The sequence below is a fragment of the Streptococcus bouchesdurhonensis genome (assembly GCF_948472335.1).
In genome coordinates this window covers 70,988-83,636 of the sequence record NZ_CAOKTW010000011.1, presented here as the reverse complement: position 1 = coordinate 83,636, position 12,649 = coordinate 70,988, and the positions used below count along the sequence as shown (strand labels likewise).

The window sequence follows — 12,649 nt, the reverse complement described above, 5'->3', positions numbered from 1 at the left end:
CAATGGAGCCTAGCGGGATCGAACCGCTGACCTCCTGCGTGCAAAGCAGGCGCTCTCCCAGCTGAGCTAAGGCCCCACAAGACCTCTCAAGACTAAACAAGACCAATGCGCAGTTCCTTATCCTTAGAAAGGAGGTGATCCAGCCGCACCTTCCGATACGGCTACCTTGTTACGACTTCACCCCAATCATCTATCCCACCTTAGGCGGCTGGCTCCTAAAAGGTTACCTCACCGACTTCGGGTGTTACAAACTCTCGTGGTGTGACGGGCGGTGTGTACAAGGCCCGGGAACGTATTCACCGCGGCGTGCTGATCCGCGATTACTAGCGATTCCGACTTCATGTAGGCGAGTTGCAGCCTACAATCCGAACTGAGACTGGCTTTAAGAGATTAGCTTGCCGTCACCGGCTTGCGACTCGTTGTACCAGCCATTGTAGCACGTGTGTAGCCCAGGTCATAAGGGGCATGATGATTTGACGTCATCCCCACCTTCCTCCGGTTTATTACCGGCAGTCTCGCTAGAGTGCCCAACTGAATGATGGCAACTAACAATAGGGGTTGCGCTCGTTGCGGGACTTAACCCAACATCTCACGACACGAGCTGACGACAACCATGCACCACCTGTCACCTCTGTCCCGAAGGAAAACTCTATCTCTAGAGCGGTCAGAGGGATGTCAAGACCTGGTAAGGTTCTTCGCGTTGCTTCGAATTAAACCACATGCTCCACCGCTTGTGCGGGCCCCCGTCAATTCCTTTGAGTTTCAACCTTGCGGTCGTACTCCCCAGGCGGAGTGCTTAATGCGTTAGCTGCGGCACTAAACCCCGGAAAGGGTCTAACACCTAGCACTCATCGTTTACGGCGTGGACTACCAGGGTATCTAATCCTGTTTGCTCCCCACGCTTTCGAGCCTCAGCGTCAGTTACAAGCCAGAGAGCCGCTTTCGCCACCGGTGTTCCTCCATATATCTACGCATTTCACCGCTACACATGGAATTCCACTCTCCCCTCTTGCACTCAAGTTAAACAGTTTCCAAAGCGTACTATGGTTAAGCCACAGCCTTTAACTTCAGACTTATCTAACCGCCTGCGCTCGCTTTACGCCCAATAAATCCGGACAACGCTCGGGACCTACGTATTACCGCGGCTGCTGGCACGTAGTTAGCCGTCCCTTTCTGGTAAGATACCGTCACAGTGTGAACTTTCCACTCTCACACTCGTTCTTCTCTTACAACAGAGCTTTACGATCCGAAAACCTTCTTCACTCACGCGGCGTTGCTCGGTCAGACTTCCGTCCATTGCCGAAGATTCCCTACTGCTGCCTCCCGTAGGAGTCTGGGCCGTGTCTCAGTCCCAGTGTGGCCGATCACCCTCTCAGGTCGGCTATGTATCGTCGCCTTGGTGAGCCGTTACCCCACCAACTAGCTAATACAACGCAGGTCCATCTGGTAGTGATGCAATTGCACCTTTTAAGCAAATGTCATGCAACATCTACTCTTATGCGGTATTAGCTATCGTTTCCAATAGTTATCCCCCGCTACCAGGCAGGTTACCTACGCGTTACTCACCCGTTCGCAACTCATCCGGAGAAGCAAGCTCCTCCTTCAGCGTTCTACTTGCATGTATTAGGCACGCCGCCAGCGTTCGTCCTGAGCCAGGATCAAACTCTCATTAAAAGTTTGAGTTCTCACTCATTTCTGTCACTGACAGATTTATTGTTTTTTCATTGTTCAGTACTACAACAATTGTTGTAGTGCCCTGCACATTGGTTCGTCTTGTTCAGTTTTCAAAGGTCTTTGTCACTTGCTTCTCTCAAGTGACAACTATATTAGTATATCACAGTCGCTTTCGCTTGTCAACACTTTTTTGAAACTTTTTTAATCTTTTTTCATCAAGTGCCTCAACCACAACATACCATAGTCCGTACGGGATTCGAACCCGTGTTACCGCCGTGAAAAGGCGGTGTCTTAACCCCTTGACCAACGGACCTGAGCTGTTATTTTCAACTCTTACTATTATACTGGCTTTTCAAACTTTGTCAACACTTTTTTTAAACTTTTTCATTTTTTTTTGCATGGTTTCCTAGTGTGTACGGATATCAAACTCCTTAAACACAATACGTAAGTCTCTTAATACTCTTTGACGCCCTCGGAAGCGTTCATGTCTTAAGACGCGTTCTAACTCTTCTTGTTTATCTTTACTTTGTTTGCTTCTATAATCTCTTAGTGTCTCATGAAAGAGATAATACTCATCTAGCCAGAGACCTCCCTCACTAATACGATGACAGATCTCACCTACTTCTTCATAAGGTTCTTTATCATATCTACGCTTCTGGCTTTCTTGTTTACGGATATGGTCTAAAATTCGATTACGGAATTTAGTTTTGAAGTATTTACGTAAACGAGGAATATCTTCTACTAGCTCTTCTTCTCTACTAATCAATTCATGTAAGCAAATCATTCCCTCTTGGTCCCAATCTGATAGCTCCCATAAATGAAGGTAATATTCATTTCTACACTTATATACAATCCCCTGGACTTCTTCATATAATTCTTTAAACATAACGTCCCCCTTTCTAGATACAGTTTAACAGATTCAGAAACACTTTTGTCCCATTTCCTCCATTCTGTTCCCTTTAGCTCCTCAACTGCACAAAAAAGAGAGGGCTTGCCTCTCTTTGGGTTATTTCTCATCATTCATTTTTGACTTTACTTCATCATAGGATAGTGCATGAGATTCCTCCTCGACTGTTTCAGGCATCTTTCCTGTTTCATAAAGAGATTTAATTTGTGTACTATCCAATGTTTCGTATTTCAATAATGCTTCTGCAATCAACTTGTGAGTTTCACGATTTGACTGAATAATTTCAGCGGCTTTATTTCGTGCCTCATTCAATAATGAACGAACCTCTTCGTCAATTTCATAAGCTGTTTGTTCTGAAATTGATTTTTGAGGGCTTTGTGCACCAAACATAGCATGATTTCCTTCATATTGTACTGGGCCAAGTTTTTCACTCATACCGTACTCTGTAACCATTGCACGCGCCATTTGTGTCGCCTGTTCAAAGTCATTTGAAGCTCCCGTAGTTTGGACATTAAAGATAATTTCTTCAGCTACACGTCCCCCCATTAAGCCAGCCAATTGCTCTTTCATATCTTCTTTAGATAGAAGCATTTGATCCTCTTTAGGAAGTGCAATCATATAACCACCTGCACGGCCACGTGGTACAATTGTGACCTTATGGACAACACGGGCATTCGACAAGACTAGACCAACAATAGTATGTCCTGCCTCATGGTAGGCAACCAATTCACGTTCTTTTTGTGAAACTGTCTTATCTTTCTTAGAAGGTCCAGCAATAACTCTATCTTCTGCTTCATCAATATCTGAGGCATCAATGATTGATTTATTGCGACGAGCAGCAACTAGAGCCGCTTCATTCAATACATTCTCTAAATCAGCACCAACAAAACCTGGAGTTTGTTGAGCAACTAATTTCAAATCAACATCTTCTGCTAAAGGCTTGTTCTTAGCATGAACTTTCAAGATTGCTTCACGACCTTTAACATCAGGACGGCCAACCAATACTTTTCTATCAAAACGTCCTGGACGCAAAAGGGCAGGGTCAAGTACATCTGAACGGTTTGTCGCAGCGATGACAATAATTCCTTCATTTCCCTCAAAACCATCCATCTCAATCAAAAGTTGGTTCAAGGTTTGTTCACGTTCGTCATTACCTCCACCGAGACCGACTCCACGTTGACGGCCAACAGCATCAATTTCATCGATAAAGATGATAGCTGGTGCTGCTTTTTTGGCATCTTCAAAAAGAGAACGAACACGACTAGCTCCAACTCCGACAAACATTTCTACAAAGTCAGAACCTGAAATACTAAAGAATGGAACACCTGCTTCTCCGGCTACTGCCTTAGCAAGCAAAGTTTTACCTGTTCCCGGAGGTCCCTCCAAAAGAACACCTGCTGGAATACGGGCTCCAAGTTTTGTAAATCGTTTTGGATCTTTTAAGAATTCAACAACTTCAACTAGTTCTTGTTTTTCTTCCTCAGCTCCAGCAACATCTGAAAATCTTACTTTAATATCTTCTTTATTTGCAGCTTTAGCCTTACTACGTCCAAAACTCATTGGGTTACGGCCATTATTTCCTCCCATATTTCCCATCATAGAGAATAGGAAGAAGAAAAGAATACCGAATGGCACAATGGATACAAGAATATTAATCCACATACCACTTGAACTTTCATGTTTAACAGTTACTTCCGCTTTATGGTCAGAAGCAAGCTTTTGTAATTCTGATACCGTCGTATCTGAAGGAAGAATGATGCTTGAAAATTTCTCTACTGTTGTAGCAGATGGAGAAAAGAACTGAATGCCTGTTTCTTCTTTACTTGTTTTAGGATTTTTATAAACACCTGAAACTTCGATAACACTGCCATTTGGTTGGTAAGTCAATTCTTTTACATTGTCATCGGTAATTTCTTTTACCAATTCTGTATAATTAATTTGCTCACTTTTCCCTGCAACACTACCTGTACTAAAATACTGGTAAGCTGTGACTAGGAAAAAAATAAGTAATAACCATAGAAAAGGATTTTTAATTAAACCATTATTTTGTTTTTTCATTAAAAATTGTTCTTTCTAATTTGAATATACTTCTTCTTTCAATACTCCAACATAAGGAAGGTTACGATAGTTTTCTTTGTAGTCTAAACCATAACCTACTACAAACTCATTTGGAATAGTAAAGCAGGTATAGTCTGCCTCAATTTCTACAACACGTCCTTCTGGTTTATCCAACAAGGTGGCAATTTTAACAGAAGCAGCTTCTCTTTCAATAAACATATCTCGCAAATTCTTCAAAGTTTGACCTGTATCAATGATATCTTCTACAAATAAAACATGTCTTCCTTTGATGTCTTGAGTTACATCTTGCTTAATATTGATAACACCGCTACTTGCTGTTCCACCATGGTAGCTAGAAACCATCATGAAGTCCATTTCAATATGTGTGTCAATATGTTTAACTAATTCAGCCATAAAAGGAATAGATCCTTTTAAAATCCCAACTAAAATTGGATTTTTTCCTGCATAGTCTTTAGTGAGTTGAGCACCTAATTTTTTAGCAGCTTCTGTAATTTCATCGTGTGAAACGAGGATTTTTTTAATATCGTTTTCTAACATTTTTTTACCTATCTATTTTTTCTATATAAAGTACAGTGTTCATTATATCATTTTTCGTGTTTTTACTCAAATTACTGGTCGCAATTCCCAAAATTGAAACAATTTCACCAAATTGCTCAATAATCAACGCAGATTTTCTCTTTTCCATAGGGGTTTTCAAATCAATAAATAGACGTCTGAGTTTTTTTCTATGCCCATTTTGAATCAAAACATCTCCTTGTTTTCGATGACGAATGTATATGGATGTTTCGCGTGAAACAGGTATTTGTTGAATTGATTCACCTTCCAATGGAATTCCAAAGGAAAATAAATATCCTTGATAAGATACCTGATTTTGATAGTGTAACACAAGTTCATCTTCCTTTTCATCAGACTGAGGACTGATTTTACAAATCCGAAACTGTTGATACTCTTTTACTAATTCATAACCATTTTTAAGCGGATGACGATACTGGCTTTTAGTTTTTAAAATTTGTCTAACTTCTTCAAACTGAGCTTTTGTAAGATTCAAATTTGGAAAACGATTCAGATAAGTTTGAAGTAAAACTCTTTGTGTCGACTCAGAGTAAGACAATAGCTGATCTAAATTTTCTACATCAATATTCTTTGATAATTCAGCAATAGCTAAGTCATAATCTAAAATTTCATTGCCGATGCTTAAGATCGCATCTCTAAATCTAGGATTTTCTTTTTCTAATTCTGGTAAGTATGAGTTTCGAATACGATTGCGAAAATAATGATTTTCCTTATTTGATGTATCTTCAAAATGAAAAATTGATGGGAAGTCTTTTTTCTGAAAATGCAAGAAGGGCCGAATGATTTCTATCTCTCCGACTACTTGCTTCTCCTTAATTCCTGATAGATAGCGCAAACGAGTACCTCGAATCAAACGCATCAAAATCGTTTCCACCTGGTCATCAGCATGGTGGGCAGTGACTAAAGCTGTCGCACCTGTCTTTTTCATGACCTCTTGAAAAAAATCATAACGAAAATGTCGAGCACGCGCTTCTGAAAATTCTCCTGAAAAACCGCTGATATAAATAGGAAGCTCTGCTTCAGCAGCTAACTTCCTTAATTCCTGTTCTTCCCAATCTGATTCTACTCTCTGCTTATGATTCACATGAGCTAGAATCAATTCAATTTCTAACTCTTTTTGATACGTAGATAACACCTTAAATAGAAACATAGAATCTAATCCACCAGAAAGAGCTAGCATCACCTTAGCATGCCTTTTGAAATATCCCTTCTTGAGAAAATGATTTAAAAAATCTTGTTTCCTCATTTTAGAACCTCATAAACATCCTTGGCTATCTTAGAAATCGTATCATAATCAGAATTTTTAGTGAAAATAGAAAGAATAAATGGAGAATCTGCATAGACAACACCTGTATCATGCTTAAATTCATCCGCATCTCCAATTTTATGAGCTACTTTAACAGAAACACCTTTGGCAATTCTCTCATTATCAAAATCTGTTTTAGTCAAAGACTCCAATACAAATCCATTTTGATTATAAATTGCCTCCATAACCTTCCCAGCCATCTTAGAAGAAATCAATTTTTCTTTGGAATCCCAATCATCTCCCATAATAGCAGACATCTTGGATTTGAATGTGGCATCAGATTGGTTTGAAATGTAATATCCCAATAGATTATGAGCTACATTATCAGATTCTTTTGATACTTTCGTAATTAAATCCTTTAGAGAATACTCTTTATTATCCTCTTTTTTAGGAAGACTACCACTTCCTTCTGGTTTATAGGAACCAGGAAAATCATTGACTGCAGATATGTATTTTACAGTCGTATCTAACTGATAAAGACCTTCATTTATTTTTTCTTGCGTATAATAAAGATAAGGGAGTTTCAAAACACTAGCCGCATACATCTTTTCATCTTGATTGATACCAGCTTCTTTTCCAGTAGTCAGTTGCTTAACATAAATAGAAAATGAATCCTTCTGATATTTTTCCGATAACATTTCTTGGACTTTACTCATCCGATTATCTTCTTCAGAAGTTGATTCTTTAGCTACCCATCCAGCCTGATCAATATGTAGAAATTCTCTTCCTTCTACAAACATGGTCTTATCAATTGATACTTGCGAATAAGCTGATAAGGATGATTTCACTTCTTTTAAGTCATAAGGACTATTGTACAGTTTAAAATCAGATTCTAACCATACTTTTTTTATTGTTGGAGTTACCTCTGATTGATCATATAAAAATCGTTTGTCCGCAGCTATAAATTGATGATTTGATAGCTTAAATACCGGAATTCCTTGTTTATTTAAGTGCCACTCGGTTATTTGAAAACTTGTTTGGGGAGTCAATTTTCCAGATTCCACTACTAAATCTTCATTCGCATAAACAGGAACCTCTCCATAAACCATGGGAGAACTTAATTTTTCTCTAAAATAAATACCAAAGTCAGATTGTGAAAGGTAATAAATTTCTTTCGAAGTATAGACGACTTCTTTTTCTGTGCTAACGACTTTTGAAATAGTCAAAAAACTCGGTAGCAACAAAATAATTAAGAACTTACGCATTCTTCCTTTCCTTTTCTTCTTGTAAACGCAATAATTGATTTTTATCAGCCAACTCTTCTAGTTTTTCATCCGATAGACTCAAAAATTGCTCTATTACATCTAATAAATTTTCCATTTTATCACCTTGGGAGCAAGTCAGGAATCGTATAAACAGCTTCCCGATTCTTAGAATAATAATATTTTGCACGCATGTATTTAGCAGCGTAATCTTCATCTTTCAACTTTGTAGCAAAAGCTGTCTCTTTCTCCTTTTCCTCACTTAAGGTTTGATACTGAGTTTGCAAGTCTGATAACTGTTGACGTCTTTGGAGTAATTGGTGATAACTTTGAGCAAGATTATAAGTTGGTAAAATGAACAATAAAATCATCAAAATAAGAACCCAACCCATGAAACGATTACGTTTTTGTCGTTCTTTCATCAGATAGCGACGACGTTGGTGTTCATTTTGAATAAAAGAATTATTCAATTGTACGATATTTTTAGACATTTTCTTCTACCCGTGTTTCACTGATAATTTCATACATGCCTGCTGCATCTTCTTTTTTTGTACTATCTTTCATCTCCAGTACTTTTACAAGTAGCAACTTATTTCCAAATCGAATTTCAACTTGGTCATTAACTTTCAAATCCGTTGAACTTTTTGCCAAGATTCCATTTACCTTGATTCTACCTTTATCTGCTACTTCTTTTGCGACTGTACGACGCTTGATAATTCTTGATACTTTTAAATATTTGTCTAATCTCATTTTTATTACCTCAAATTATTATTGTACCATTTTTATCCCTTTTATAGAAGAAAAATGTTAAAGGGAAATTGCTTCCTTTGATTCTTTTATCTCTAATAAACTTTCTCCAAAAATGAGCAGACCTTCTAAAATTTCATAGTCCTTCTTGTTTCGGATGTCAAATACAACTTCCATTAATCCCTTATTCTCAGTTATGGCTGCTTTTAAATTCGTTGCAGATAAAGATTTAAAATAATCTTGAGCCAAAAACAATCGCTGAGTGACTTTTTCAAATTGAACTGTAATCTTATTCTCTTTTCTTTCTACACGTTGAACAAAGACCTTGTCCAAATATGACTTGACTAAACCAATCTCTAAAAGATAAGCAACCACATCTGGGTATTCTCCAAAACGGTCCATCAGCTCTTCTTGTAACTCCTCATAATTGACACGGTTGTCAATTTGACGAATTTTCTTGTAAATTTCAATCTTATGTCGTTGATCAGAAATATAGGTATCAGGAAGATAGGCATCAATTTGTAAAATCAACTCAGAATTCCCTTTGGTTCTTGTGTTCACATTACCATGTCGTTTAGCAATAGCTTCCTCCAATAACTGCGAATACAATTCAAAACCAACAGAATCAATGAAACCAGACTGGGATTTTCCTAAAAGATTTCCTGCTCCGCGAATCGAAAGATCTCGCATTGCAATCTTAAATCCAGAGCCCAATTCTGTAAATCCTTTGATCGCTTCTAATCTCTTCTCGGAGACTTCACTGATTGATTTTTCTGGACGATACATGAGATAGGCATAAGCAATACGATTACTACGACCGACTCTTCCTCTTAACTGATACAAGGTTGACAAGCCCATATGGTCCGCATTTTCAATAAATAAAGTATTAGCATTTGGAATGTCCACCCCTGTCTCAATAATGGTAGTAGTCACTAAAATATCATACTGACCTTCAATGAAATCCAGTAGAGTATTTTCTAACTGAATCTCACTCATTTGCCCATGAACATAACCAATCGAAGCATCTGGAATCAACTCCTGTAATTCGGAAACCTTCTGGTCAATCGTGTCAACTTTATTGTAAAGATAGTAAACTTGACCTCCACGCTCCATTTCACGCAAGACAGCATCACGAATCACACTATCATTCTTTTCTAAAACATAGGTTTGCACTGGATAACGATTAGTCGGCGGAGTTTCAATAACAGACAAATCTCTGATTCCCAGCATAGACATGTGAAGGGTACGAGGAATTGGCGTTGCTGTCAAGGTCAGGACATCTACTTGTTTTTTCAGTTCTTTCAAGGTTTCCTTATGCTTGACACCAAATCGCTGTTCCTCATCAATAATCATCAAACCCAAATCAGCAAACACAACATCTTTTGACAAAACACGATGCGTTCCAATCAAAATATCAATTTGACCATTTTTCAATTTTTCAAGTGTCTCTGCCTGCTCTTTTTTACTTCTAAAACGACTCAATACATCAATATTAACTGCAAAATTTTGGAATCGTTCCTTAAAATTCGTATAGTGCTGTTGCGCTAAAACCGTCGTCGGAACTAGAACGACAACCTGTTTGTGATCATTGACTGCCTTAAAGGCTGCACGCATAGCAACTTCAGTCTTTCCAAAACCAACATCCCCAACTAAAAGTCGATCCATTGGTTGAGAAGACTGCATATCTCTCTTGATTTCCTCAACACTACGAAGTTGATCATCCGTTTCAACATAAGGGAAGGCATCATCAAAAGCATGTTGATCCTCATCATCAGCTGAGAAAGCAAAACCCTTCAACTGACTGCGTTCAGAATAAAGTTTAATTAAATCGTCAGCTATATCCTCTACTTGGTTCTTAACTTTTTGCTTGGCCTTTTTGAAATGACCATCATTTAATTTATTGAGTTTTGGCGCTTTCCCATCACTTGAAATATATTTAGACAGTAGATGAATCTGTTCTACTGGGATAGAGATTTGATCCCCATTTTGATACTGCACACTGACATAATCGCGGTGTATCCCTTTGATTTCAATGGTTTCAATTCCTAAATATTGACCAATCCCATGGATATGATGGACAACGTAGTCCCCTTTTTCAAGTTCATTGTAATCTTTTAATCTCTCTGCGTTTGAAACATGTTGTCTTCGAAAACGACGTTTCAATTTCTTTTGAAAAATCTCATGTTCAGTTATCAATAAAACCTTTTCATCTACAAAATGAAAACCATGTCTGAGATTACCCTCGATTAAGTTTACAGATTCTTTACAAATACTTGACTTATCTCTAGAATCCAATTTAATCTGGTATTCCTCTAAAACATCCTCCAATGTTTTACTTCCCATTGAATTGCTAGACTGCAGGATAATAGTATAATCCATTTTTTTGTATCGCTCAATTTCTTCTTTTAGAAAAGAAAATTGATTAAAAAACTCCTGCATAGGATATTGATTAAATTGATAAATTTGGTCAAACTTGAGATTGCCTAAACCCTTTTGCAGATTAGAGAAAAAGGTAACCGGACTCTGTTTTTTATAGATTTGCTCTGTATCTGCAAAATACTGCATCTCAGAAAATGCTCTACTGTTCTGTAATTCTTCTGTAAAGTATTGTGCTAGTTCTCTTTCAAAGACTTCATACTGATTCATTAATTTTTGATAATCATCAAAGAATATTGGGGTATCTTTTTCAATATAGTCAAAAACAGTCCATGTCTTGTCATAACACAAAGATAAAAACTTCCTAGAATCTAAATGCATTTGTTTTTGATGAAAACTTGAAAGAATTTCTTCTAAGTATGATTTTAAAATAGGTGATAACGTTTTTGAAATTTGTTTTTCTAAAGCTGATTGTCCTCGTTGATAATCCTTTTCCCTCAAAAGCATATCACTAGCTGGAAAGATAATGAGTTCTGTCTGATTTTCTTTCGATAATTGTGTTTCGACTTCAAATGACCTAATACCATCGACTTCATCACCAAAAAACTCAATTCGGTAAGGTTCCAACTGGGATATTTCAAAAATATCTAAAATATCTCCTCGCAGACTAAATTCGCCTTGAGTTTGTACTTGTGTAACTTTTCGATAGCCTATCTCTTTTAACTGATGGATAAGTGCGTGTTGGTCATATTCTTCACCAACTGTTATTTTTACAATACTATCTTTAAATGCATTGGGAGACGGTAAAATCAATCGACTTGCTGCGATATTACAAACTAAAATCCCTTTCTTAGATGAATCAGTCAAAAAACGCAAGGCTTCAACCCGTGAAATGATTTTTTCTTGTGAAGACATCAAAAACTCGACCATAGGGGAGTCATCTACCAAAAATGGATAGACAAGTTCCTCACCCAAGATAGATATAAGATCACTAACAAGTCCTTCGGCTTCTCCATAAGTTGACGTCAATAACACAATCTTATCTTCCTGTCTCAAACTACTAGCAATTGCTAAAGTTTTTGTAGAAGTTGACAAGCCTAAGATTAATTGTCTTTTCTTATCTGTCAGATTTTGATGCCATTTTTTTATCTGATCATTTTCTGAGAATAAATCTAATAAGGTCACCATTTATCCGTTATACCTCTGCATCGTTTTTTCAAAGTTTTTCTCTTGTAAATAGTAGTTTACAGAATCGTCAACTTTGTCAATAGACTGTAAAATACCAATATAATCATCCTTGTCAAAAGTACTCAAAACATGGTGAACAACTGACATGCCATTTTTAGGTCTTCCGATTCCAATTTTAACACGATTAAAGGTTTGGGTTCCAATATGTTGAATAATAGACTTGATACCATTATGACCACCTGCTGAACCTTTTGCTCTTAAACGAATTTTCCCAACTTCCATGTCAAGGTCATCGTAAATGATGAGTAAATCTTCAATATCCAAACCATAATAAGTCAATAAAGCATGAACCGCTTTTCCACTTTCATTCATAAATGTCGTTGGTTTGACAAGATAAATTTTTTCTCCATTTAGGAAAAAGGATGCTAGGTCAGCTTGAAATATCTTATCGTGTGTAAAAGTGACATTCTGTTTCTTCGCTAGTTGGTCAATCAACATAAATCCAACATTGTGTTTGGTCTCAAAATATTTATCTCCTGGATTTCCTAATCCTACAAGTAATTTGGTCATTTATTTTTCCTTTCAAAAGCCAAAAGG

The 12,649-nt window shown here is 37.5% G+C and carries 10 protein-coding genes, 2 tRNA genes and 1 rRNA gene; all 13 read right to left on the bottom strand.

The window, feature by feature from the left end:
- Positions 1 to 3: 3 nt before the first annotated feature.
- Positions 4 to 76: transfer RNA gene (locus QMQ21_RS16080), tRNA-Ala, on the bottom strand.
- 51 nt (positions 77 to 127) lie between these two features.
- Positions 128 to 1,674: ribosomal RNA gene (locus QMQ21_RS16075) — 16S ribosomal RNA — on the bottom strand.
- 241 nt (positions 1,675 to 1,915) lie between these two features.
- Positions 1,916 to 1,987, bottom strand: a tRNA-Glu gene (locus QMQ21_RS16070).
- A gap of 93 nt (positions 1,988 to 2,080) precedes the next feature.
- Positions 2,081 to 2,560, bottom strand: a complete 480-nt coding sequence (locus QMQ21_RS16065) for a sigma-70 RNA polymerase sigma factor region 4 domain-containing protein (protein ID WP_084887630.1) — start codon at positions 2,558 to 2,560, stop codon at positions 2,081 to 2,083.
- 120 nt (positions 2,561 to 2,680) lie between these two features.
- Positions 2,681 to 4,639, bottom strand: a complete 1,959-nt coding sequence (gene ftsH / locus QMQ21_RS16060) for an ATP-dependent zinc metalloprotease FtsH (protein WP_261035054.1) — start codon at positions 4,637 to 4,639, stop codon at positions 2,681 to 2,683.
- A gap of 15 nt (positions 4,640 to 4,654) precedes the next feature.
- A complete protein-coding gene (hpt, locus tag QMQ21_RS16055) occupies positions 4,655 to 5,197 on the bottom strand; it encodes a hypoxanthine phosphoribosyltransferase (RefSeq protein ID WP_125456724.1) in 543 nt (180 codons plus the stop codon).
- A 4-nt stretch (positions 5,198 to 5,201) separates the two neighbouring features.
- The gene (gene tilS, locus QMQ21_RS16050) at positions 5,202 to 6,479 is read right to left on the bottom strand and encodes a tRNA lysidine(34) synthetase TilS (RefSeq protein ID WP_261814801.1); all 1,278 of its coding nucleotides are present in this window, start codon (positions 6,477 to 6,479) and stop codon (positions 5,202 to 5,204) included.
- Positions 6,476 to 7,744, bottom strand: a complete 1,269-nt coding sequence (locus QMQ21_RS16045) for a serine hydrolase (RefSeq protein ID WP_004255257.1) — start codon at positions 7,742 to 7,744, stop codon at positions 6,476 to 6,478. The genes tilS and QMQ21_RS16045 overlap by 4 nt, the downstream gene beginning before the upstream one ends.
- A complete protein-coding gene (locus QMQ21_RS16040) occupies positions 7,737 to 7,859 on the bottom strand; it encodes an SP_0009 family protein (RefSeq protein ID WP_000429334.1) in 123 nt (40 codons plus the stop codon). Before QMQ21_RS16040 ends, QMQ21_RS16045 begins: the two co-directional genes overlap by 8 nt.
- A 4-nt stretch (positions 7,860 to 7,863) precedes the next feature.
- On the bottom strand, positions 7,864 to 8,232 hold the full coding sequence (locus tag QMQ21_RS16035; protein WP_000041905.1) for a septum formation initiator family protein: 369 nt from the start codon (positions 8,230 to 8,232) through the stop codon (positions 7,864 to 7,866).
- On the bottom strand, positions 8,225 to 8,491 hold the full coding sequence (locus QMQ21_RS16030) for an RNA-binding S4 domain-containing protein (protein WP_001234978.1): 267 nt from the start codon (positions 8,489 to 8,491) through the stop codon (positions 8,225 to 8,227). The genes QMQ21_RS16035 and QMQ21_RS16030 overlap by 8 nt, the downstream gene beginning before the upstream one ends.
- Positions 8,492 to 8,548: 57 nt before the next feature.
- Positions 8,549 to 12,052, bottom strand: coding sequence for a transcription-repair coupling factor (gene mfd, locus QMQ21_RS16025; protein WP_261814800.1), 3,504 nt, complete (start codon positions 12,050 to 12,052; stop codon positions 8,549 to 8,551).
- Positions 12,053 to 12,622 (bottom strand): aminoacyl-tRNA hydrolase, encoded by a 570-nt coding sequence (gene pth / locus QMQ21_RS16020; protein WP_000163936.1) that lies wholly within the window; start codon positions 12,620 to 12,622, stop codon positions 12,053 to 12,055. It abuts the gene before it with no gap.
- Positions 12,623 to 12,649: the final 27 nt, after the last annotated feature.